Here is a 21,365-nt window from a genome sequence, read left to right as displayed (position 1 = left end):
ACCCTTTTGTTCCCGCCGTCGTCACGTACCGCATGGTCTCGGACACCCGGCTGTACGGCGCGGCGATCGCGTTCGCCTCCGGCGGGTACTCGCTCGCGAGCGCCGCCGGCGCGACGCGCATGACGGCGACCGCGTGGCTCATGCTCGCGCTCGGAGCGGTGGTCGTCGTCCACGGCGCCCTTCTCCTCGCGCCGACCCTCCCCCTCGACGACGCGACGAGCGGCGGGCTGATGGTCGCGTACGCCGTCGGCATGCCCGCCACCCAGGCGGCGCTGGCGACCGGCATGGCGGGCGGGATGGGTGGTGACGGCACGATGGACGGGAGCGGCATGGGTGGCGGGGGAATGGGCGGCGCGATGGGCGACGCGACGGTGACCGCGGCGATGCCGTGGGACCTCGGGATGGTCGCGCTCGCGCTGCTCATGCTCGTCAGCGGCGGGATCATGGTGCGGAGCGACGACGGGATGTAGGCCGTCGGTCCGGCGGGGATGACGGGGAGCCGGCGCCGGAGGAACGGGGGCGACCGCGGCCGACTCGGTAACACCTTTCCACGGGGCGGTCGAAGCGTCGGGCATGAACCACGAGCGCTCCCGCGGACTGTACGACCGCGCGCTGTCGGTCATGCCCGGCGGTGTCAACTCCTCGGTCCGGGCGACGATGCCGCACCCCTTCTTCGTCGAACGCGGCGACGGCGGCCACGTGATCGACGCCGACGGCAACCGGTACATCGACTGGGTGATGGGGTACGGTCCCCTGCTGTACGGTCACGACCTCCCCGAACCGGTCGAGGCGGCGATCCAGTCGCACGTCGCCGCCGGACCGATGTACGGCGCGCCGACGGAGGTCGAAGTCGAGCACGCCGAGTTCGTGGCACGACACGTCCCGAGCGTCGAGTCGATCCGGTTCGTCAACTCCGGCACGGAGGCGACCGTCTCTGCGGTCCGGCTGGCGCGCGGCCACACCGGCCGCGACAAGGTCGTGGTGATGCAGGGGGGCTACCACGGCGCACAGGAGTCGACGCTCGTGGAGGGCGGCCCCGATGATCCCCACCCGTCGACGGCGGGGATCCCCGAGTCGTTCGCCGAGCACACCCTGCCGATCCCATTCAACGACCCGGATGCCGCCACGGAGGTGTTCGCCGAACACGGCGACGACATCGCGGCCGTTCTCGTCGAGCCGATCCTCGCGAACATGGGGATCGTCGCCCCGATCGACGGCTACCACGAGACGCTGCGGGACCTCTGTGACGACTACGGGTCGCTCCTGATCTTCGACGAGGTGATCACGGGCTTCCGCGTCGGCGGGCTCGGTTGCGCACAGTCGAAGTTCGGCGTCACCCCGGACGTGACGACGTTCGGGAAGATAATCGGCGGCGGGTTCCCGGTCGGCGCGATCGGCGGGCAAGCGGAGATACTCGAGGGGTTCACGCCCGCCGGCGACGTCTTCCAGTCCGGCACGTTCTCGGGGCACCCGGTCACGATGGCCGCGGGGAAGGCCACGCTGGAGTACGCCGCCGAGAACGACGTGTACGACCACGTGAATCGGCTCGGCCGGAAGCTCCGTGAGGGGATCGCGGAGATCTGCGCCGAGCGCGCGCCCGAGTACACCGTCGTCGGCACCGACTCGATGTTCAAGACGGTCTTCACCCGCGAGGCTCCCGACGACCCCGACGACTGCTGTGCCGGCGGCTGTCTCCAGGACCCCGACTGCGACCGCTACGACGCCTGTCCGAAGACCGGCGCGGACGTCGCGAACGCCGCCACCGACCGCTGGGAGCGGGTGTTCTGGCAGGAGATGAAAGAGCGCGGGGTCTTCCTCACCGCCAACCAGTTCGAGTGCCAGTTCACCTCCTACGCGCACACCGAGGAGGACGTCGAGACGACGCTCGAGGCGTACCGCGAGGCGATCTGAGCGGAAGCGGCGTGTCTTCCGAGTCACACCACACCGGCGTATCACCGTTTTTCGGCGTCGAAACACCGAAGTCCGTTGGGTGTATACATCGATGTATAATGGCGGATAAGACGATCCGCGTGTCCGAGGAGACGTGGCGGAAACTCCGAGCACGGAAACGGGGTGACGAGAGCTTCGAGGCCGTGATCGAGCGTGAACTGGAAGACGACGACCCGCTCGCCGGCTTCGGCGCGTGGAGTGACACGACGATCGACGAATCCGTGCGCGAGGTCAAATCGGAGATGGACGAGGACCTCGAAGCGGGTCCATGAAGGTCCTCGATAGTAGTTTCTGTGCCGACTTCCTCCGTGGCCGGGAATCGGCGAAGGCGTACCGACTCGACAACGAAGACGAGAGTCTGCTACTCACGCCCATCGGCTACTACGAACTGTACCACGGGGCGGTGAAGGAAGGTCGCGACCCGGTCCTCGTCGACGACGATCTCCCGTGGGTGGAGCGTCTGGACTACGACCGGACGCACGCGCTCGAAGGTGCCCGTATCCGTCGGGAGCTGGAAGAGAGGGGTGAACGAATCCAGCATCCCGACATGATGATCGCGGGGATCGCTCGGTCCCTGGACGTTCCCGTGGTTTCCGCCGACGGAGGCTTCGAACGGATCGACGGGCTCACGGTCGAGAACCATCGCGAACTGTACTGACGTCGCCGCGTCCGGCACGGTTACGCAACATTTTTATGCCGAACCGGAATTACGTCCTAGTGATGACCGCGGAGGCTCGTCGCGACCTCGCCCGCTTCCGACGACGACGAGCCCCGCGACCGCGACGAGCAGTCCGACCGCCGCGACCGGCCTCCGGCGCGGCGCGACGACCGGCCCCCTGAGGCCGCACATCTCTCTCGTCGCGTTCGCGCCGTTTCGTCCCGGAGAGTCGTCGCTGTATCGTTCGTCAGCGTCGGCTCTCTTCTTTTCTTACGATACTTAAACCGATGAATTTAAGGGTCTAAGGTGATTCTTCTCCGGTAATGACAAGCGTTGCACTCGCGTTCAGTGGCGGACTCGACACCACGGTCTGCGTTCCGATCCTGAAAGAGGAGTACGGCTACGACGAGGTCATCGGCGTCAACGTCGACGTCGGCCAGCCGACAGACGAGTTCGACGAGGCGGCGGAGACCGCGGAGGCGCTCGGGCTCGACCTCCACGTCGTCGACGCGAAAGCGGAGTTCGCCGACCTCTGTTTCGACGCGGTGAAGGCGAACGCCACCTACCAGGGGTACCCGCTCGGGACCGCGCTGGCGCGTCCCGTCATCGCCGAGGCCATTCTGGGCGTCGCCGAGGAGCAGGGCTGTGACGCCATCGCGCACGGCTGTACGGGCAAGGGCAACGACCAGCTCCGGTTCGAGGCCGTCTGGCGCGGCTCCGACCTGGAGGTCATCGCGCCGGTTCGCGAGCTGGGGCTCACCCGCGAGTGGGAGATCGAGTACGCCGCGGAGAAGGACCTCCCCGTCGAGGCCGGCGACGGCGGCGTCTGGTCCATCGACGAGAACATCTGGTCGCGCGCGGTCGAGGGCGGCAAACTGGAGAACCCGAACTACGAGCCGCCGGAGGACATCTACGAGTGGACCGCCGAGCCCGAGGGCGAGGTGACCATCGAGGTCGCCTTCGAGGAGGGCGTCCCCGTCGCCGTCGACGGCGAGGAGATGGACCCCGTCTCCCTGATCCAGTACCTCAACGAGTACGCGGGCGAGTTCGGCATCGGCCGCACCGACGTCATGGAGGACCGCATGCTCGGGCTCAAGGTACGCGAGAACTACGAGCACCCGGCCGCGACCGTCCTGCTGACGGCGCATCAGGCCCTCGAGGACCTCGTTTTGACCAAGAACGAGCGCTCGTTCAAGAAGGGGATCGAACACGAGTGGTCCGAGAAGGCCTACCAGGGTCTCACCTTCGCGCCCGTCGTCGACGCGCTGAACGCCTTCATCGACGAGACCCAGGACGTGGTGACCGGCACGGCGACGGTCAAGGTCTCCGGCGGCAACTGCCGCGTCGTCGCCCGTGACTCCGAATACGCCGTCTACTCCGAGGAGATGGCCTCGTTCAACACCGAGGACGTCGCCGGCATCGCCCAGGAGGACGCCACGGGCGTCGCGAAGTACCACGGGCTCCAGGAGCGCCTCGCCAACGACGTGAGCGCGAACGTCAAGAAGCCCGAGCTCGCCACGGACGGCGGTGCCGCATCCGACGACGGCACCGACGGGACGGACGAGAGCTAGATGACCGACGACGATCCCGGTGCGGCGGCGGACGCGACTGGCGAGAGCGAGACTGCCGTCCGCCGCGACCGCTTCAGCGGCGGCCCCGCTCGCGCGTTCCTGTCGAGCCTCGCCGCCGACGAGGCCATCTTCGCGGCGGACCTCGCGGTCGACCGCGCGCACACCGTGATGCTCGCCGAGCAGGGGATCGTCGACGACGAGGTCGCGGGCGAGATCCTCGCGGCGCTCGACGGCGTCGAGACCGCCGGCCACGGCGCGCTCCCCGACGGCGAGGACGTTCACGAGGCGATCGAGACGGCCGTCATCGACCGGGTCGGCCCCGACGGCGGGCGGATGCACACGGCGCGCTCGCGCAACGACGAGGTGGCGACGTGTATCCGCTACCGCCTGCGCGAGGACCTACTCGCGGTCATCGAGGCGACGCTGACGCTGCGGGAGGCGCTCCTCGAGGTCGCGGGCGAGCACGCGGGGACCGTGATGCCGGGGTACACCCACCTCCAGCCCGCCCAGCCGACGACGGTCGGCCACTACCTGCTCTCCTACGAGGGTGGGATCGCCCGCGACACCGAACGCCTGCTCGGCGCGTACGACCGGACGAATCGCTCGCCGCTCGGCGGGGCCGCCTTCGCGGGCACGCCCTTCGACGTCGACCGCGAGCGCACCGCCGACCTGCTCGGATTCGACGGGCTCGTCCGCAACTCGATGGACGCCGCGTCCGCGCGCGACTTCCTCGCGGAGGCGTCGACCGCGTGCGCGACGCTCGCGACCACCTTGTCGGGACTCGCGGAGGACTTGATCCTCTTTTCCAACAAGGGCTTCCTGGAGCTGTCCGACGACTACTCGTCGACCTCCTCGATCATGCCCCAGAAGAAGAACCCCGACACGCTGGAGCTGACCCGCGGCGTCGCCGGCGACGCGATCGGCGAGGCGACGGGGACGCTCTCGCTTCTGAAGGGGCTCCCTCGTGCGTACAACCGCGACCTCCAGCGCGCGCACGCGAGCGTCTTCGAGATCGCCGACGACGTGCGGGAGGCGACCGAGGTCGCCGCCGGCGCGGTCGCCACCGCCGACTGGGCGATCGAGGACCTCGCGGCGACCGCCGGAGACGGGTTCTCGACGGCGACGGGCGTCGCCGACCTGCTCGCCATGGGCGGGATGCCCTTCCGGACCGCCCACGAGATCGTCGCGGCCGCGGCCGGGTCGATCGACGACGCCGACGCGCCGGCGACGGCGGCCGCAAGAGTTGACGAGGCCGCACGGGAGATCACGGGTGAGCCCCTCTCGACGTACGTGAGCCGCGAGGACGTGGAGACCGCGCTCGACCCGACCGAGAGCGTCGCGAGCCGCGACTCGACCGGCGGGCCCGCTCCCGACGCGGTCGCCGAGGCGCTCGCGACGAGCGAGGTGGCGCTCGACGACGACGACGAGGACCTGGCTGCCCGACGCGGCGCGCTCGCCGACGCGGCGGATCGCTTGGAGACGGAGGTGGCGACGTATGTGTGAGATCGTTCTTGCGCCGGACTCGACGCTCCGGCAGCCGTCGCGACCGCCGCGACCGCCGCGAGCGCCGCCGTCCCCGCGGGGGGACAACTAATTACTGAGATCTGTCACCGGATTTCACACGACGGCCGAATTCGCTTTTCGAACCGGTAGAGGCGACTCCACGTATTGTAAACAAAATTATATTTTCGATGGGTTTATGTGTACTCGTCGGCGAGTGTCTCCCACGATGACGACCGATACCGATCCGGTGCTGGCAGAGGATCCGATCACGGGCGAGGAGATCGAGCTTCCGGCCGACGTCGAGGTCGGCGAGATAATCGACAGTCCGGTCACCGGGACCGAGCTGGAGGTCATCTCGCTCGACCCCGTCACGCTGGAGGAGGCTCCCGAACTCGAGGAGGACTGGGGGGAGTAGATGGTGACGACCGTCACGACGGCGACACGCGAGTGGTCGACATGCGCGTAGGGATCCTCTACTCGCGGATCCGCCGCGACGAGAAGCTCCTGCTCGAGGAGCTCCGCGACCGCGGCCACGACGTCGAGAAGATCGACGTGCGCAACCAGCGGTTCGGGCTGGAGTCGACGACGGCGAACGTCGCCGACCTCGACATCGTGGTCGACCGCTGTCTCTCCACCAGCCGCTCGCTGTACGCGACGAGGTTCCTCGACAGCTACGGCGTGCCCGTGGTGAACAGCCCCGAAACCGGTGACGTCTGCGCGGACAAGGCGAAGAACTCGCTGGCGCTCGCGGAGGCGGACGTCCCCACGCCCGCGACGGAGGTCGCGTTCACCAAGGAGGCCGCGATGGAGGCCATCGAGTCGTTCGGCTACCCCTGCGTGCTCAAGCCAGTCGTCGGCTCGTGGGGCCGGCTGATGGCGAAGATCGACACCCGCAGCGCCGCCGAGGCGATCTTGGAGCACAAGGAGACGCTCGGTCACTACGAGCACAAGGTGTTCTACGTCCAGGAGTTCGTCGACAAGCCCGGCCGCGACGTCCGCGTGGTGGCGGTCGACGGCGAGCCCGTCGCCGCGATGACGCGCTCGTCGGAGCACTGGCTCACGAACGCCGCGAAGGGCGGGACCACGGAGTCGTTCGACCTCGACGACCGGGCGCTCGAACTCGTCGAGCGGGCCTCGGAGGCGGTCGGCGGCGGCATGCTCGGCGTCGACCTGATGGAGGTCGGCGGCAAGGGCTCCGGCGAGTACACCGTCCACGAGGTGAACCACACGGTGGAGTTCAAGGCGCTCACCGAGGCCAGCGACGTCGACGTCCCCGCGCGGGTCGTCGACTGGCTGGAGACGAAAGCCGAGGCGTTCGCGGCCGACGGCGACGACTCGACCGACGCCGACGAGGTCATCGCATGAGCGGAGCGGGAACGGGCGCCGCGGACGCAGCCGCGGTCGGGGCGGACGCGGAAGCGGAGACTGCGGTCGAAACCTACACCACGAGCGTCGTCGGCGGCACGGGATTCACCGGCGGCGAGCTGTTGCGCCTGCTCGCCGGCCACCCGGCCTTCGAGGTCGTCCAGGCCACCTCGCGGTCGGCGGACAACATGACCGTCGGTCGCTCGCACCCGAACCTCCGGGACCTCGACCTGCGATTTTCGGATCCCGACGACCTCGAGTCCGTCGACGTGCTCTTCTCCGCGACGCCCCACGGCGTCTCGATGGGGCGGGTCGACGAGTACTTCGACGTCGCGGACACGGTCGTCGATCTCTCGGCGGACTTCCGGCTTCCGGAGGCCGCCATGTACGACGAGTGGTACGACGGCCACGCGTCGCCGGAGTACTTAGAGCGCGCGGAGTACGCGCTCCCCGAGCTCAACCGCGAGAACCTCCCCGGCGCGGACCTGATCGCCGGCGGGGGCTGTAACGCGACCGCGACGATCCTCGGGCTCAAGCCGCTCGTCGACGCGGGCGTGCTCGGCCCCGAGACCGGCGAGGTCGTCGTCGACGTGAAGGTCGGCTCCTCGGAGGGCGGCGCGGGCGGCGGCGCGGCCTCCTCGCACCCGGAGCGCTCGGGCGTCGTGCGCCCGTACGCGCCGACCGGTCACCGCCACGAGGCGGAGATCGAGGCGTACCTCGGTCTCTCCGTCTCCTTCACCGTCCACGCGGTCGACATGGTCCGGGGCGCGTCCGCGACCTGTCACGTCTTCCCCGACGAGCCCGTCTCGAAGGCGGACCTCTGGACGGGGTACCGCGGCGCGTACGCCGACGAGCCGTTCATGCGGATCGTCTCCGGCGGGGGCGGCGTCTACCGCTACCCCGAGCCGAAGTCCGTCGCGGGTACGAACCACGGCGAGGTCGGCTTCGAGCTCGACCCCGGCAACCGCCGCGTCGTCGTCTTCTCGGCGATCGACAACATGACCAAGGGGTCGGCGGGACAGGCGGTCCACGCGGCCAACGTCGCGCTGGGACTGCCCGAGACCGCCGGCTTAGAGTTCGGGGGGCTCCATCCCGTGGGGTCGCCATGAGCGAGGAAGGGACCGACGCCGGCGGCGCGCCAGTCGGCGAGCCGCCCGTCGTCGTCAAGATCGGCGGCGCGAAGGCGGTCGATCCGGCCGGCGCGGTCGACGACGTCGCCGACCTCGCGGCGGACGGTCGGCGGGTCGTCGTCGTCCACGGCGGCTCGACCGTCGTCGACGAGACGATCGAGCGGCTCGGCATGGAGCCCGAGTACGTCGAGTCCGCCTCCGGCGTCACCGGCCGGTTCACCGACGCCGACGCGATGGAGGCGTTCACGATGGCGATGGCCGGGAAGCTCAACACCGAGCTGACCGCGCTGTTCCGCGAGGCCGGCGTCGACGCGGTCGGCCTCTCCGGCGTCGACGGCGGGCTCCTCTCGGGGCCGCGCAAGTCGGCGGTCCGCGTGGTCGAGGACGGAAAGCGGAAGATCAGACGTGGCGAGCACTCGGGGACGATCGAGTCGGTCAACGCCGAGTTACTCTCCGGGCTGCTCGACGACGGCTACACTCCCGTCGTCTCGCCTCCGATGGAGGGGAAGGAGAACGACGGCGGCGTGACGCCGGTCAACGCCGACGCGGATCGCGCGGCCGCGGCGGTCGCGGGCGCGCTCGGTGCGGACCTGGTCCTGTTGACCGACGTGGCGGGCGTCTATGCCGACCCCGAGGACTCGTCCACGCTGATCGAGTCGGCCGCGACGCCCGACGAACTCGCGGCGCTCGAGGAGGCGGCGGAGGGGTTCATGGGCAAGAAGGTGATGGCGGCGACGGAGGCGCTCTCGGGCGGCTCCGCCCGCGTCGTGGTCGCCGACGCCAACGCCGACGACCCGATCCTCGCCGCGCTCGGCGGGTCGGGGACGACGATCGAGCGCTCGGCGCTCGGCGAGGCGGACGGCGACGCCGAGGAGACGGAGGCGGTCGACGCGTGAGCGGCTTCGTCTTCTCCGAGAAGCCGATCGAGATCGCCGCCGGCGACGGGGTCCACCTGACCGATACGAACGGCACCGAATACCTCGATTTCGGCGCGAGCTACGCGTGTACCCCGGTCGGCCACTGTCACCCCGAGGTCGTCGACGCCGCGACGAGCCAGCTGGAGGAGCTCCTGTACGTCCAGGCGTCGTACCCGCACGCGACGCGGACGGCGCTGTACGAGCGGCTGGCCGAGGTCGCGCCCGGCGACGTCGGGAACGCCTGGCTGTGTAACTCCGGCACCGAGGCCAACGAGGCCGCACTGAAGTTCGCGCGGCACGCCACGGATCGCGAGAAGATCGTCGCGACCACGCAGGGCTTTCACGGCCGGACGATGGGCGCGCTCGCGACCACCTGGAAGGCGAAGTACAAGCAGGGGTTCGAGCCGCTCGCCGGCGGCGTCGAGTTCGTCGAGTACGGGGACGAGGCGGCGATGCGCGAGGCCGTCGACGAGGAGACGGCCGCCGTGATCCTCGAACCGCTCCAGGGCGAGGGTGGGATCAACCCGGCCTCCACGACGTACCTCGAGGCGGTGCGAGGGGCCACGGCGGAAGCGGGGGCCGCGATGGTCCTCGACGAGATCCAGACCGGACTCGGCCGGACGGGCTCGATGTGGGCCGCGGAGCGTCACGGCGTGGTTCCGGACGTGCTCACGACGGCGAAGGGGCTCGCCAGCGGGCTCCCGATCGGCGCGACGCTGTGTCGCGACTGGGTCGCCGCGGACGCGGGCGACCACGGCTCGACGTTCTCCGGCGGGCCGGTCGTCTCCGCGGCCGCGGGCGCGACCCTCGAGGTCATCGAGCGCGAGGGGCTCGCCGATCACGCCGCCGACGTGGGATCGTACCTGCGCGAAGGGATCGAGACGCGTCTCGGCGACGACGTGCGCGAGGTCCGCGGCGAGGGACTGATGGTCGGCGTCGAGGTGAAGCGCGGATCGAACCGGCTGCTCCGCGACCTCGCCATCGACCACGGGATCCTCGCGCTGCCGGCGGGTCGCACCGTGTTGCGGCTGCTGCCGCCGCTGACGGTCGAGCGCGGGCACGTCGACGGCGTGGTCGACGCGCTCGAGGAGGTGATCGCGTGACCGCCGCGCCCGACGCGGCCGGGAACGCCGAGGGGGCTCCCGCCGACGGCGGTACCGGTTCCGGCGACGCCGCCGGCGACGCGGGTATCGACGACGCCGGAACCGACGTGGTCGCCGGCGGCGGCTACCCCGAGGCCTGCGACACGCCGGCTCGCAAGCTGCTGTACGACCTCGTCTCGATCCCCTCGCCGTCCGGCGAGGAGTCGGCGGCGGCCGAGCGGCTCGTCGACTTCTTCGAGGCCAACGGCCGCGAGGCGTGGATCGACGAGGTCGGCAACGTCCGCGCGCCGGCGAACGACGCGGTCCTCCTGACCTCGCACGTCGACACCGTACCCGGCGACATCCCCGTCGAGGTGCGGCCGGCCCCCGAGGACGTGGACGAACTCGGCGCAACCGACGTCGAGGTGGGCGAGCCGGGCGAGCCCGTGTTGTGGGGTCGCGGGTCGGTCGACGCGACCGGGCCGCTCGTCTCGATGGCGGTCGCCGCCGTCGAGACCGGCGTCTCCTTCGCGGGCGTCGTCGGCGAGGAGACCGGGTCGCGCGGGGCGCGCCACCTCGTCGACGACCGCAACGCGCCCGACGCGGTGGTGAACGGCGAGCCGTCCGGCTGGGACGGCATCACGCTCGGCTACCGCGGCTTCCTCGCGGGCACGTACGTGAACACGAGCGAATCGGGCCACTCCTCGCGGCCGGAGCCCAACGCGATCCAGCACGCGATCGACTGGTGGCACGGCGTCGAGGAGGCGTTCACGCCGACGGACCCGGAGACGCCCGTCTTCGAGCAGGTGACGACGAAACCCGTCTCGATGGACGGCGGACTGACCGACGACGGCCTCGCGGTCGAGGCCGCGATGGACGTCCAGCTTCGGGTGCCGCCCGCGCGGACCGTCGACGAGGTCCACGAGCTGGCGGAGGCCGAGCTTTCGACCGGCTCGGTCCACTGGAAGGAGCCGATCCCGCCGGTGATGGAGAGCCCGCGGACCGACCTCGCGCGGGCGTTCCGCGTCGCGATCCGCGGGGCCGGCGGCGACGTGCGGCTGCTCAGAAAGACCGGCACGAGCGACATGAACCTCTTCGCGGCCGCGTGGGACTGCCCGATGGTCACCTACGGCCCCGGAAACTCCGAGCTGGACCACGCGCCCGACGAGCGGCTCCCGCTGTCGGAGCTGGACCGGGCGACGACCGTCCTCGCCGACGTCTGTCGCGACCGACTGTAGCGTCGCGGCCACGCGCCGCGGCGCGCCCTTCTCGACGACGCCTCCCGTACCGATCCATCACCGAATCCGACCCATCGACGCAGATCAGCCACACACCACTCATCGAACTCACCCATGCCACTCGCTACCGACGACTTCCTCGACATCGACGACGTGACGCCGGCCGAACTGGACGCCCTGCTCGACCGCGCGGCCGCGATGAAGGCCGGCCAGACCGACCCGCGACTCCCGGACGCGACGCTCGGGATGATCTTCGAGAAGCCCTCGACGCGGACGCGGATCTCCTTCGAGACGGGGATGACGCGGCTCGGCGGCCACGCGATGTACCTCGGGCCCGACGACCTCCACCTCGGCCACGGCGAGCCGCTGCGTGACACCGCGCGCGTCCTCGGCCGGTACGTCGACGCCGTGATGGCGCGGCTGTTCGACCACGGCGACGTCGAGACGCTCGCCGCACACGCCGACTGCCCCGTGATCAACGGGCTCACGGACGAGGCACACCCCTGCCAGACGCTCGCGGACCTGCTCACGATCCGGGAGTCGGTCGGCGAGGACGCCACCGTGGCGTGGGTCGGCGACGGCAACAACGTCGGGCAGTCGTTCGTCGTCGGCGCGGCGATGGCCGGGATCGACGTGCGGGTGGCGACGCCCGCCGAGTACGGGATGGACCCCGCCGTCTTCGAGCGCGCGGCGGCCTTCGGCGCGGACGTGGATCCGACCACGGACCCCGAGTCGGTCGTCGGGGGTGCCGACGTCGTCTACACCGACGTGTGGGTCTCGATGGGACAGGAGGACGAACGCGAGGAGAAGGTCGCCGCCTTCGACGGGTTCCAGGTGAACGCCGACCTGCTCGCCGGCACGGACGCGAGGGTGATGCACTGTCTGCCCGCCCACCGCGGCGAGGAGATCACGAACGACGTGCTTGAGTCCGACCGCGCGCTCGCGTGGGAGCAGGCGGAGAACCGGATGCACGCGCAGAACGCCCTGCTCGTCGAGCTGCTCGAGGGCGAGGCCGGAACCGGGTCGTAACCGATCCGGCCGATCCGGCCGATCCGGCCGACCCTGCCGACCCCGCCGGCATCGCGTTCCTCCGACCGCCCGCTTCGGCGCGTGCGACCCGCGAGGACGACCGACGGGAGTCCGAGCGGAACGCGCGCGAGGGAGGTGGCGGGCGGCCGCGGAGCGGTCCCGCGGCCGCCCGTCCACCGAGGCTGGGGAGGCGGGAGGCGACGCTCTGCCGGCCGTCGCTCACCTGGGTCGACCGGAGCCCGCCGGGAACGACCGTCGGAGCCCGCCGGGAACGACAGCCGGCCTACCGGAGCCGCCACCACAGCGACCGGAGTGTATATCCGAGCGATCCGGCCCGGTAGCCGTTCCAGCCGCTCATCCCACCGGCGAGCGTTCTCGCGTCGTACCCCTCCTCCTCGAGCACCCTCGTCGCCCGCCTCGCGACGATCCCCATCTTACACACCGTGACGACCTCCCGATCCCGCGGTATCTCCTCCAGTCGCGCCCGGAGCGCCGACTCGTCGCCGCCGCGGAGGTCCCCGTACACGGGCAGGTTGTGGCTCCCGTCGATCGCCCCCGACTCGTACGCGTCCGCCGGGCGAATATCGAGGACGAAGGGCTCCTCCCCGTTCCCGTCGGCGTTCCCGTCCGCGAGGCGCTCGTCCAACTCGTCCGGTCGGATCGCGTTCATTCCCGCAGCCGCTCCGCGTGTGCGGTCACGACGCGGCCGAGCCGCTCGGTCCGCTTACGGAGGTCGTCGTCGGGGATCCGGCCGTCGTCCTCGATCTCGGAGGACGCGCCCCGGATCCCGACCTCGTGGGGGACCACCCACGCGTGGACGTTCCGGAACGTCGACCGGAGGTGTTCGAGGGTACCGCCGTAGGAGCCGCCGCCGGCGGTCGCGAGCAGTCCCACCGCGGTGTCCTCGTACTCGTGGGAGCCGCAGAAGTCGTGGAAGTTCTTGAACGTTGAGGAGTAGGAACCGCGGTAGACGGGGGTGCCCGCGATCACGCCGTCGGCCTCGCGGACTCGGCGTTTCAGTCGCTCGCTGTCGCCTTGGTGGTCCTCGTCAGGGTGATACAGCGGGAGGTCGACCGCGCCCAGGTCGATCAGGTCGGTCTCCGCGCCGGCGTCGGCCGCGGCGGCGAGCGCGACCCGGAGGGCGGCCTTCGTGGTGCTCGCCTCCCGACGGCTGCCGGAGATCGCGACGATCCGTGTCATACGCCGGATTCGGGCCGGGGAACCAAAAACGCGAGCGATTCGGTGTGGGGTACCGAGGCCGTCTCGACCGTTCCTGCCCGTTCGGAACCGCAGGTCGACTATATCACAGTTGCGGTCGTAATGGGAACCGATGCCCGAAGAAGAACTGTTCAAAACCGAGGAACAGGTATCGAGAACGGAGATCGCCGAAGCGTTACGCGATGCGGCCGACCAGGTCGACACGGGCGACGTCACGTTGGTGAGCGACGCGGAGGAACGGCACGTAACCGTCCCGGAACGGCCTCGATTCGAAGTCGAACTCGAACGGCTCACGGATTCGGAAACCGGCGAACAGCGGTACGAACTCGAATACGAGATCAGGTGGACGGAGTAGTTCCCTCTTTTTCGCTGCGTCGTTTTCAGTTACGGATGAATAGAATCACCGTTCGTCTGGGTCGAGCGACAAATCCAACCGGTCGCACACGTCTTCGAGCAGAGAAACGATGGTGTCGGTTTGGGCCGATTCCGAACCCAAGTCCCAGCTCAGAGGCCCCAGTCCGGTTGCGCCGCCACCTGCTATCACCGTCACAGACGCCCGATCCGTGGTTTTCTGATCAATCACGATCGTCGCTTGGAGGTCCGAGTTCGTCCGCAAGTAGTACTGTTCGGCTACGATGACCTCAAAGCCACTGCCCGAATGTCTCACTACGGCGTTCCCGTCGTTCTGATCTGAACCCCCGTACAGTGACCCACCCAGCTGTACCGTTTCCTCCTCTTTCCTGTCGGTCTCACGGAGGGCATTGTACAGTGACTCCGGCAGCTCCTCCACTGCCGTCCCCCGTACTTCGACCGCCTTTCGATCCATTATCGCTACTGTGTTATCTATGTCAAATAAAAACCATCTACCGCAGGTACGGTTCGATCCATAGCTGGACTGTACTGAACGATCCACTCCCCCGGTCGCCGCCGACTCCCCCGCGCAAGGTTCGTAGGCGACACCGGACGTTATGGTCCCGGCCGCCGAGGAAGCGAACATGGACCAGATCTCATTCGGCACGGACGGCTGGCGGGCGACGCTCGACGTCTTCACCGACGAGCGCGTGCGGATCGTGGGGCAGGCGGTCGCCGACCACCTCGAGGCGGCGGGCCACGACGAGCCGGTCGCGGTAGGGTACGACGCCCGCGAGACCTCGGAGGGGTTCGCCGAGAGCCTCGCGGAGGTGCTCTCGGGGAACGGCTTCGACGTGCTCCTTCCCGAACGCGACGTCCCCACCCCGCTCGTCGCCTACGGCATCGTCGCGGAGGGACTGGCGGGCGCGTGTATGGTCACCGCCTCGCACAACCCGCCGGAGTACAACGGCGTGAAGTTCATCCCGAGCGACGGCGCGCCCGCGCTCCCCGAGGTGACCGAGGACGTCGTCTCGCGGCTCGCGGAGCCGGACCTCCTCCCGGAGAGCGAGCGCGGGGAAATCCGGCGACACGACTTCGTGACGCCGCACGCCGCGGCCGCCCGCGACCTCGTCGACACCGACCTCGACGGGCTCACGGTCGCGTACGACGCGATGCACGGCAGCGGCCGCGGGGTGACCGACGCCCTGCTCGAGTCCGCCGGCGCGGAGGTGCGCCGTCTGCGCTGTGACCGGGATCCGACGTTCGGCGGCGAATCCCCCGAACCGAACGCGGAACACCTCGATGAACTCGCCGACCTGGTGACCGATCCCGAGAGCGACGTGGACCTCGGCGTCGCCAACGACGGCGACTCCGATCGGGTCGCGGTGGTGACCCCCGAGCGCGGCGTGCTCGACGCCAACCTCTTTTATGTAGCCTGCTACGACCGCCTCCTGGAGAGCGACTCCGGACCCGCGGTCCGGACCGTCTCGACGACGTTCCTCGTCGACCGCCTCGCGGAGGCGCACGGCGAGGAGGTGTACGAGACGCCCGTCGGCTTCAAGTGGGTCGCCGAGGCGATGGGCGAACACGACGCGCTGTTCGGCGGCGAGGAGTCCGGCGGCTTCTCCGTGCGCGGGCACGTCCGCGAGAAGGACGGCGTGTTGATGGCGCTGCTCGCGGCCGACGCCGCCGACGCGGAGCCGTTCGACGCCCGCGTCGACCGCCTGCTCGACGAGCACGGCCACATCGCCGCCGGGAAGGTGTCGATCGACTGTCCGGACGACCGCAAGACGGCGGTCCTCGACGAGCTGGAGGACCACATTCCGGAGTCGGTCGACGGCCACGCGGTCGCGGAGGTCGTCACGCTCGACGGGTTCAAGCTCCTCTTAGAGAACGGCTCCTGGCTGCTCGTCCGCCCCTCGGGGACCGAGCCGAAGCTGCGGGTGTACGCCGAGGCCGACTCGGACGCGCGCGTCGACTCGCTGCTCGCCGAGGGCCGCGAACTGGTCGAGCCGCTGGTCTGAGTCGATCGTCGTTGCCGTCGCAGGCGGCCTCGACGACTTTCAGTTTCACCTTCCGTCCGGCTCGGATATTTCCGAATTACGCGTGTAGCCGTCGGCACGGCGGCCCCGGTGGCCGCACCGTGTTCTCATGATCGACGATCCCGACCACCCGCCGAGGCGACCGACCCCGCCCACCCCGCCCGAGCCGTCCGCCCGATCCGACGACCGCGGGTCCGCACGCGCCGATAGCGACGCCGTCGCCGCCGGCGACGACACCCCCCGCGACGCCGCCGGCACGGGGGGCGTTGCCGATGCCGCCGGCACGGGGAGCGCTGCCGACGAGCCGGTCGGCGACCGCGACGGCGACCGCAGCGGTGACCCTGTCGACCGCGACGCCGACCCCGCCGACCGCTCGGAACGCCGGATCGAACGCCTGCGGCTCGTCCGCGCCGTGCTGCTCGTTATCGCCGCGATCGCCCGGCTGATTCGAGGGCTCTGACCGTCACTCACGGGCGGTTCACGGTCGTCGTCGACGAGTTTCGATCGGGTGTCTTTTTAGGGGATACCGCCCTAGCCGAACGTATATGTTCAAGGCCATCGTGAGCGCGTCGACGCTACAGGACGCGCTCGATTCGGTGAGCGTGCTGGTCGACGAGTGTAAGATCCGCCTGAACGAGGAGGCGCTCTCGATCCGCGCGGTCGACCCGGCGAACGTCGGCATGGTCGATCTCACCCTCGAGGCCGCCGCGTTCGAGTCCTACGAGGCCGACGGCGGCGTCATCGGCGTCAACCTCGCCCGCCTCGAAGACATCGCCGGCATGGCCAACTCCGGCGACCTGATCCACCTCGAACTCGACGAGGAGACCCGCAAGCTCCACATCGAAACCGACGGGCTCTCGTACACCCTCGCGCTCATCGACCCGGACTCCATTCGCCAGGAACCGGACATCCCCGACCTGGACCTTCCCGCCGAGATCGTCGTCGAGGGCGCACAGCTCGACCGCGGCGTGAAGGCGGCCGACATGGTCTCCGACCACATCCGCCTGCGCGTCGACGAGACCGCGGAGACGTTCCTCATCGAGGCCGAGGGCGACACGGACGACGTCGACCTCGAACTCGCCCGCGAGGACCTCATCGCGCTCACCGCCGGGGCCGCGGACTCGCTTTTCAGCCTCGACTACCTCAAGGACATGAACAAGGCGATCCCCGGCGACGCCGAGGTCACCGTCGAGCTCGGCGAGGAGTTCCCCGTCAAGCTCCACTACGCCTTCGGCGAGGGGCTGGGTCAGGTGACCTATATGCTTGCACCCCGCATCCAGAGCGACTAAATTGCCTAGGGAAACGTGTCCTGGATGCGAGAAATCGTTCAAGCGGGTCGGCAGCCACTGGGCACGTGGAAACTGTAGCTATCCCGAGATACCGACGTACCTTCGCGAGATCCTCATCGGCTGTCTCATGGGTGATGGATCCGTTCCAAAGACGAACGACGGATCTCACGGTTCATTCCGTCTCCCGATGGTTAACAGACAATTTCTGGAGTGGTTCGATCACGAGATGGGGATCTTGAGTACTGGTGTTAATTTAAAAAAGACGGCGCAGGAACTGGCGCGTCATAACCGTGACTCAGGGTTCAGTCCGAAAGCGAAGGCCGAGAACTATCATGACATGTACACCGTTGTGTCGCGTTCCCATCCGTTCATGAGGTCGCTCCGACGGTGGTATCGGTCCGGCGAGAAACGGTTTCCGGGGGGCCTATCGTTAACGCCGCGGATCGCACGAATGTGGTACGCCTGTGATGGGTATCTCGATGTTCAAGAGTACGGCCAGCCGAGAGCCGCGATACGCATCCGAAATCGGGACGAGCGTCAGGACTTCCTTTTGAATTTGTTCGAGGAAGTCGACCTCTCGCCGACGTACAATCGTGAAACCATTCGTTTCGGGGTCGAAGGGACTCGTTCTTTCCTCGACTGGATGGGGAACCCGCCTCCGGGCTTCGAATACAAATGGGTTCTCGACTCACGAGAACGCTACGACCGCCTGAAGGCACAGGCGTACGGCGAGGCGCGGGCGTTATAGATCGCTCACGACCGGAACCCGCACCGTCACCCGCGTCCCGCGCGGGTCGCGGTCGGCGTACGCCACCTCGGCTCCCAGTGCGCCGGCGGCCCACTCGACGACCCACAGCCCGAGCCCGGAGCCGTGTTCGAGCGCGGTCTCCCGACCGGACTCGACCGCGTCCACCTCGTGTTCGGGGATCCCCGGCCCGTCGTCCTCGACGACGAGGAGGAAGCAGTCACGAGCCTCCGACCCGTCGGCGTTCCCGGTACCGTCCCCGCCGTCCGCGTCCTCGCGTCGGAGCGTCACCCGGACCCACGGTCCGCCGTCCTCGCGCTCCGTGCCCGCGCCGTCGTGGTGATCGATCGCGTTCTCGACGACGTTCTCGACGATCGCCCGGAGCGCGTCGGCCCTGAGTCGGGCGGTCGGTCCGCCCGCTCCCGTCTCACCGTCCCCGATGCCGACCGCGAGATCGACGGTGGCGTCCGGGTCGCGCTCGCGCGCGTCCTCGACGATCCCCTCGACCGTCTCGACGACGTCGACCGCGGTCGGCTCCGCGTCGGCGAGCAGCGACTCGACGGTGCCGGCCTTCTCGCCGAGCGCGGTTAGCGCGCCGGCGCGCCGCTCGATCGCGTCGGCCATCCGGACGAGTTCGGGGTCGTCGAGCCGCTCGGCGAGCAGCCCGCCGTAGCCGTGGACGACGCCGGCGTCGTTCCGGAGGTTGTGTCTGAGCACCCGGTTGAGCACCTCCAGCTGCTGGCGGCGGCGCTCGCGTTCCGTGACGTCGGAGAGGACGACGGTGTACCCGACGTGGGTCCCGTTCGGGTCGGTCAGGTTCGAGGTCGACACCGCGTACGTGCGGCGGCGGTCGGCCGCCTCCACCGTGACCTCCTCGTCCGCGTCGTCGGTCTCACCGTCCTCGTCGACGCCGGCCGGCACGTCGAGGAACGCCGAGAACGGCCGGTCGCGGGCGCGCTCGGCGTCGACCCCCAGGAGCGTCTCCGCGGCGGGGTTCAGCCGGACGATCCGGCGGTCGAGCGCGAGTGCGATGACGGGGTCGTCGAGGTCGTCTATCGCCCTCCGCTCGGCGGCGCGGCTGGTCGTCGGGTGGCGGTCGAACATCTCCGCGCGGTCGAACGCGTACGCGTCGAGCAGGACGTGCGGGACGAACATGAGTGGCGCGAGCCGGAGCTGGGGGACGGGACCGACACCGAGCGTCCACGCGACCAAGGCGAACCCCGGCGGGAGCGAGCTCAACGCCACCGCCGCCGTCTCGCGGCGGTAGAGCGGGCCGTAGCTGAGCAGGGTGTCGACGAGCAGGAAGACCGCGCTCGCGACGAGCACCGACTCGACGGCGACGACGAGGTACGCCCACGGGCCGAGGGCGTACGAGACGGTCGAGACGCCGAGAACGGGATCGACTTCGAACCCCGTCCAGAACGCGCCGTGGATCGGGTTGGTGGCGAGAACGAGCGTCGAGAGCAGGCCGAACCCGACTATTGCGGCGAAGAGCCGGCCTCGGATCACGTCGCTCCGTCCCGTGTACGCGAGCGCGAAGCCGAGGAAGGCGATCCCCGTCCAGACGACCCCGAGCCAGGTCGTCGCCTCCAGGACGACCCGGAGCGCGAGGTCGTCGACGAGCAGGCCGACCCCGTAAGAGAGACACCACGTCGCCTGCGCGGCGAACACGACGAGGAACCAGTCGACGCCGGGCCGACCGCGGTGGCGGCGTATCGCCCACGCGAGCCCGAGCGCGCCGACGCCGCCCGCGAGCGAGCCCAGCGCGGGCCACGGTGGGAGAGCCGCGAGCGCGGAGGCGACGCCGGCGGGGCCCATGTCGGCTCCGACGGCGACCGGCGGCGTAAACCTGTCGCGGCGACCCGATCGGGTCGCGGTCGGTCGACCGATCTAGCCGGGTCGGTCCGCGTCGGCGTCGTCGGATCGGCGTCCGAAGGCGACGGCGACGGGGAGGAGAAGCACCGCGCCGACGAGGAACGGCGACGCGACGGCGACGGTGTACAGCACCGCCATCACCGGCGGCCCGACGGTCCGGCCGAGGCTCGACGCCCCCTGCGTCACGCCGAACGCCGCGCCCTGTTCGGCGTCGTCGGCGGACGCCGAGACGAGCGTCGCCAGCGAGACGTTCACCAGCGCGTTCCCCAGCGAGAGCGCTGCGAGGGCGACGAGCAGTGCGACGAGCGGGAGGGTGAGCCACGCCGGGCCGCCGAGCGCGACGTCCCCGAGGAACCGATCGACGGCCCCCGTGGCCGGGAGCGCGACGAGCGCCGCGGCGAGGAGCACCGCCCCGACCGCGACGAGCGTCCGCGAGGGGACCACCCGCGAGAGCCGGCCGACGAGCACGCCCTGGTTCACCGCGCCGAGGACGCCGACGTAGGTGAGGAGCAGCGCGGCGGCGGTCGCGTCGTAGCCGAAGGCGTCGGCGACGTAGGGGACGAACATCACCTGGACGCCCGCGAACGCGACCGCGACGACGAAGTACGCGATCGTCAGCGGCCGGAGCGCGACGGACGCGAGCGCCTCCCGAAACTGGCCGACGACGGTCGTCCGGCGGCCCGCGGTCCCGCGAGCACGGTCCGGTTCCTCCAAGAGGACGAGGCCGACCCCGACCGCGAGGAAGCTCATCGCCGCGGCGGCGAAGCTCGGCAGCGAGTACGGGGTGGCGGGGACGAACGCCGGGAGGAGCGCGTCGGCGCGGGTCACGACCGCGTCGGCGGCGAGCAGCCCGCCGATCGCGGGCCCGAAGACGAACCCGAGCGCGAAGGCGGCCCCGACAAGCCCGAGCGCCCCCGCACGACGGTCCCGCGGGGTTATGTCCGCGACGTACGCCTGCGCGGCCGCGATGTTGCCGCCCATCGCCCCCGCGAGGGTTCGGGAGCCGAACAGCGTCGCGATCGCGGCGACCGTCCCGAAGCGCGCCTCCGCCGCGCCGGCGTAGCCGAACGCGACCCACGCGACCCCGGCCGCCGCGAGCGACGCGAGCAGGACGGGGCGGCGGCCGACCCGGTCCGAGAGCCGGCCGAGCGTGGGGGCGGCCAGGAACTGTGCGAGCGAATACGAGGCCGCGACCAGCCCGATGAAGGCGTCGCTGACCCCGAACGAACGCACGTAGAACGGCAGGATCGGGATCACGATGCCGAACCCGACCAGGTCGATGAACACGACGCCGATCACGACCGCGAGCGCCCGTCGCGGGTTCGACACGCCGCCGACCGACGCGGTCCCCGCCTCCGGATGCGTCACGATGGGGGTCCGTACGGGTCGACCGGGTCGACCG

At 70.0% G+C, this 21,365-nt stretch carries 23 protein-coding genes; 18 read left to right on the top strand and 5 right to left on the bottom strand.

Annotation, left to right across the window (positions count from 1 at the left end):
• Positions 1 to 32 precede the first annotated feature (32 nt).
• The 13 genes from NO889_RS02010 (at position 33) to argF (ending at position 12,443) form a co-directional block, all read left to right on the top strand.
• The gene (locus NO889_RS02010) at positions 33 to 470 is read left to right on the top strand and encodes a hypothetical protein (protein WP_256410571.1); all 438 of its coding nucleotides are present in this window, start codon (positions 33 to 35) and stop codon (positions 468 to 470) included.
• Between the two features lie 103 nt (positions 471 to 573).
• Positions 574 to 1,911, top strand: a complete 1,338-nt coding sequence (gene hemL / locus NO889_RS02005) for a glutamate-1-semialdehyde 2,1-aminomutase (protein ID WP_256410570.1) — start codon at positions 574 to 576, stop codon at positions 1,909 to 1,911.
• A 98-nt stretch (positions 1,912 to 2,009) separates the two neighbouring features.
• Positions 2,010 to 2,222, top strand: a complete 213-nt coding sequence (locus tag NO889_RS02000) for an antitoxin VapB family protein (protein WP_256410569.1) — start codon at positions 2,010 to 2,012, stop codon at positions 2,220 to 2,222.
• Positions 2,219 to 2,608 (top strand): PIN domain-containing protein, encoded by a 390-nt coding sequence (locus tag NO889_RS01995; RefSeq protein ID WP_256410568.1) that lies wholly within the window; start codon positions 2,219 to 2,221, stop codon positions 2,606 to 2,608. Before NO889_RS02000 ends, NO889_RS01995 begins: the two co-directional genes overlap by 4 nt.
• Positions 2,609 to 2,931: 323 nt before the next feature.
• Complete coding sequence (locus NO889_RS01990; RefSeq protein WP_256410567.1) at positions 2,932 to 4,179, top strand: argininosuccinate synthase; 1,248 nt, start codon at positions 2,932 to 2,934, stop codon at positions 4,177 to 4,179.
• The gene (argH, locus tag NO889_RS01985) at positions 4,180 to 5,682 is read left to right on the top strand and encodes an argininosuccinate lyase (RefSeq protein ID WP_256410566.1); all 1,503 of its coding nucleotides are present in this window, start codon (positions 4,180 to 4,182) and stop codon (positions 5,680 to 5,682) included.
• Between the two features lie 226 nt (positions 5,683 to 5,908).
• Entirely contained in the window at positions 5,909 to 6,097 is a 189-nt protein-coding gene (gene lysW / locus NO889_RS01980) for a lysine biosynthesis protein LysW (protein WP_066413002.1), read from the top strand.
• Between the two features lie 41 nt (positions 6,098 to 6,138).
• Positions 6,139 to 7,047 (top strand): lysine biosynthesis protein LysX, encoded by a 909-nt coding sequence (gene lysX / locus NO889_RS01975; RefSeq protein WP_256410565.1) that lies wholly within the window; start codon positions 6,139 to 6,141, stop codon positions 7,045 to 7,047.
• Positions 7,044 to 8,156 carry an N-acetyl-gamma-glutamyl-phosphate reductase gene (argC, locus tag NO889_RS01970; protein WP_256410564.1) on the top strand — a complete coding sequence of 371 codons (1,113 nt, stop codon included), beginning with the start codon at positions 7,044 to 7,046 and terminating at the stop codon, positions 8,154 to 8,156. The genes lysX and argC overlap by 4 nt, the downstream gene beginning before the upstream one ends.
• Positions 8,153 to 9,073, top strand: coding sequence for an acetylglutamate/acetylaminoadipate kinase (locus tag NO889_RS01965; protein ID WP_256410563.1), 921 nt, complete (start codon positions 8,153 to 8,155; stop codon positions 9,071 to 9,073). The genes argC and NO889_RS01965 overlap by 4 nt, the downstream gene beginning before the upstream one ends.
• Positions 9,070 to 10,197 carry an aspartate aminotransferase family protein gene (locus NO889_RS01960; protein ID WP_256410562.1) on the top strand — a complete coding sequence of 376 codons (1,128 nt, stop codon included), beginning with the start codon at positions 9,070 to 9,072 and terminating at the stop codon, positions 10,195 to 10,197. Before NO889_RS01965 ends, NO889_RS01960 begins: the two co-directional genes overlap by 4 nt.
• An 86-nt stretch (positions 10,198 to 10,283) precedes the next feature.
• Positions 10,284 to 11,414 (top strand): [LysW]-lysine hydrolase, encoded by a 1,131-nt coding sequence (locus NO889_RS01955; protein ID WP_379787245.1) that lies wholly within the window; start codon positions 10,284 to 10,286, stop codon positions 11,412 to 11,414.
• A gap of 114 nt (positions 11,415 to 11,528) precedes the next feature.
• On the top strand, positions 11,529 to 12,443 hold the full coding sequence (argF, locus tag NO889_RS01950) for an ornithine carbamoyltransferase (protein ID WP_256410561.1): 915 nt from the start codon (positions 11,529 to 11,531) through the stop codon (positions 12,441 to 12,443).
• Positions 12,444 to 12,726: 283 nt separating this feature from the next.
• Here argF and NO889_RS01945 read toward each other — a convergent pair whose 3' ends face one another.
• Positions 12,727 to 13,113, bottom strand: a complete 387-nt coding sequence (locus NO889_RS01945) for a rhodanese-like domain-containing protein (protein ID WP_256410560.1) — start codon at positions 13,111 to 13,113, stop codon at positions 12,727 to 12,729.
• On the bottom strand, positions 13,110 to 13,643 hold the full coding sequence (locus NO889_RS01940) for an NADPH-dependent FMN reductase (RefSeq protein WP_256410559.1): 534 nt from the start codon (positions 13,641 to 13,643) through the stop codon (positions 13,110 to 13,112). Before NO889_RS01940 ends, NO889_RS01945 begins: the two co-directional genes overlap by 4 nt.
• A 130-nt stretch (positions 13,644 to 13,773) precedes the next feature.
• On the opposite strand from NO889_RS01940, the gene NO889_RS01935 reads away from it, so the two are divergent.
• Positions 13,774 to 14,016: an amphi-Trp domain-containing protein gene (locus tag NO889_RS01935; protein ID WP_256410558.1), complete on the top strand. Its 243-nt coding sequence runs from the start codon at positions 13,774 to 13,776 to the stop codon at positions 14,014 to 14,016.
• Between the two features lie 45 nt (positions 14,017 to 14,061).
• Here NO889_RS01935 and NO889_RS01930 read toward each other — a convergent pair whose 3' ends face one another.
• Entirely contained in the window at positions 14,062 to 14,487 is a 426-nt protein-coding gene (locus NO889_RS01930) for a hypothetical protein (RefSeq protein ID WP_256410557.1), read from the bottom strand.
• A 169-nt stretch (positions 14,488 to 14,656) separates the two neighbouring features.
• Here NO889_RS01930 and NO889_RS01925 point away from each other — a divergent pair, with 169 nt between their 5' ends.
• The 4 genes from NO889_RS01925 (at position 14,657) to NO889_RS01910 (ending at position 18,091) form a co-directional block, all read left to right on the top strand.
• Complete coding sequence (locus NO889_RS01925; protein WP_256410556.1) at positions 14,657 to 16,036, top strand: phosphoglucomutase/phosphomannomutase family protein; 1,380 nt, start codon at positions 14,657 to 14,659, stop codon at positions 16,034 to 16,036.
• A gap of 127 nt (positions 16,037 to 16,163) precedes the next feature.
• Complete coding sequence (locus NO889_RS01920; RefSeq protein WP_256410555.1) at positions 16,164 to 16,514, top strand: hypothetical protein; 351 nt, start codon at positions 16,164 to 16,166, stop codon at positions 16,512 to 16,514.
• Between the two features lie 85 nt (positions 16,515 to 16,599).
• Positions 16,600 to 17,343 carry a DNA polymerase sliding clamp gene (locus NO889_RS01915; RefSeq protein ID WP_066413032.1) on the top strand — a complete coding sequence of 248 codons (744 nt, stop codon included), beginning with the start codon at positions 16,600 to 16,602 and terminating at the stop codon, positions 17,341 to 17,343.
• Entirely contained in the window at positions 17,318 to 18,091 is a 774-nt protein-coding gene (locus NO889_RS01910) for a hypothetical protein (protein WP_321169280.1), read from the top strand. The genes NO889_RS01915 and NO889_RS01910 overlap by 26 nt, the downstream gene beginning before the upstream one ends.
• On the opposite strand, the gene NO889_RS01905 is transcribed toward NO889_RS01910, so the two are convergent.
• Positions 18,086 to 19,906, bottom strand: coding sequence for a histidine kinase N-terminal 7TM domain-containing protein (locus NO889_RS01905; protein WP_256410553.1), 1,821 nt, complete (start codon positions 19,904 to 19,906; stop codon positions 18,086 to 18,088). The two genes, NO889_RS01910 and NO889_RS01905, sit on opposite strands and share 6 nt — an antisense overlap.
• 72 nt (positions 19,907 to 19,978) lie before the next feature.
• A complete protein-coding gene (locus tag NO889_RS01900; RefSeq protein ID WP_256410552.1) occupies positions 19,979 to 21,331 on the bottom strand; it encodes an MFS transporter in 1,353 nt (450 codons plus the stop codon).
• Positions 21,332 to 21,365: the final 34 nt, after the last annotated feature.

The organism is Halorubrum rubrum (genome assembly GCF_024494685.1).
Taxonomy (GTDB): domain Archaea; phylum Halobacteriota; class Halobacteria; order Halobacteriales; family Haloferacaceae; genus Halorubrum; species Halorubrum rubrum.
Note: the sequence above shows the minus strand (reverse complement) of the source record. Positions and strands in the feature narration are given on the sequence as shown.

What these genes read in the sequence shown, in the direction of transcription:
- lysX (WP_256410565.1), top strand. Translation starts at nt 6,139, where the DNA reads ATGCGCGTAGGGATCCTCTACTCGCGGATCCGCCGCGACGAGAAGCTC.
- NO889_RS01940 (WP_256410559.1), bottom strand. Translation starts at nt 13,643, where the DNA reads ATGACACGGATCGTCGCGATCTCCGGCAGCCGTCGGGAGGCGAGCACC.
- NO889_RS02010 (WP_256410571.1), top strand. Translation starts at nt 33, where the DNA reads ATGGTCTCGGACACCCGGCTGTACGGCGCGGCGATCGCGTTCGCCTCC.
- NO889_RS01935 (WP_256410558.1), top strand. Translation starts at nt 13,774, where the DNA reads ATGCCCGAAGAAGAACTGTTCAAAACCGAGGAACAGGTATCGAGAACG.
- argF (WP_256410561.1), top strand. Translation starts at nt 11,529, where the DNA reads ATGCCACTCGCTACCGACGACTTCCTCGACATCGACGACGTGACGCCG.
- NO889_RS01965 (WP_256410563.1), top strand. Translation starts at nt 8,153, where the DNA reads ATGAGCGAGGAAGGGACCGACGCCGGCGGCGCGCCAGTCGGCGAGCCG.
- hemL (WP_256410570.1), top strand. Translation starts at nt 574, where the DNA reads ATGAACCACGAGCGCTCCCGCGGACTGTACGACCGCGCGCTGTCGGTC.
- NO889_RS01920 (WP_256410555.1), top strand. Translation starts at nt 16,164, where the DNA reads ATGATCGACGATCCCGACCACCCGCCGAGGCGACCGACCCCGCCCACC.
- argH (WP_256410566.1), top strand. Translation starts at nt 4,180, where the DNA reads ATGACCGACGACGATCCCGGTGCGGCGGCGGACGCGACTGGCGAGAGC.
- NO889_RS01990 (WP_256410567.1), top strand. Translation starts at nt 2,932, where the DNA reads ATGACAAGCGTTGCACTCGCGTTCAGTGGCGGACTCGACACCACGGTC.
- lysW (WP_066413002.1), top strand. Translation starts at nt 5,909, where the DNA reads ATGACGACCGATACCGATCCGGTGCTGGCAGAGGATCCGATCACGGGC.
- argC (WP_256410564.1), top strand. Translation starts at nt 7,044, where the DNA reads ATGAGCGGAGCGGGAACGGGCGCCGCGGACGCAGCCGCGGTCGGGGCG.
- NO889_RS01945 (WP_256410560.1), bottom strand. Translation starts at nt 13,113, where the DNA reads ATGAACGCGATCCGACCGGACGAGTTGGACGAGCGCCTCGCGGACGGG.
- NO889_RS01995 (WP_256410568.1), top strand. Translation starts at nt 2,219, where the DNA reads ATGAAGGTCCTCGATAGTAGTTTCTGTGCCGACTTCCTCCGTGGCCGG.
- NO889_RS01905 (WP_256410553.1), bottom strand. Translation starts at nt 19,906, where the DNA reads ATGGGCCCCGCCGGCGTCGCCTCCGCGCTCGCGGCTCTCCCACCGTGG.
- NO889_RS01915 (WP_066413032.1), top strand. Translation starts at nt 16,600, where the DNA reads ATGTTCAAGGCCATCGTGAGCGCGTCGACGCTACAGGACGCGCTCGAT.
- NO889_RS01925 (WP_256410556.1), top strand. Translation starts at nt 14,657, where the DNA reads ATGGACCAGATCTCATTCGGCACGGACGGCTGGCGGGCGACGCTCGAC.
- NO889_RS01930 (WP_256410557.1), bottom strand. Translation starts at nt 14,487, where the DNA reads ATGGATCGAAAGGCGGTCGAAGTACGGGGGACGGCAGTGGAGGAGCTG.
- NO889_RS02000 (WP_256410569.1), top strand. Translation starts at nt 2,010, where the DNA reads ATGGCGGATAAGACGATCCGCGTGTCCGAGGAGACGTGGCGGAAACTC.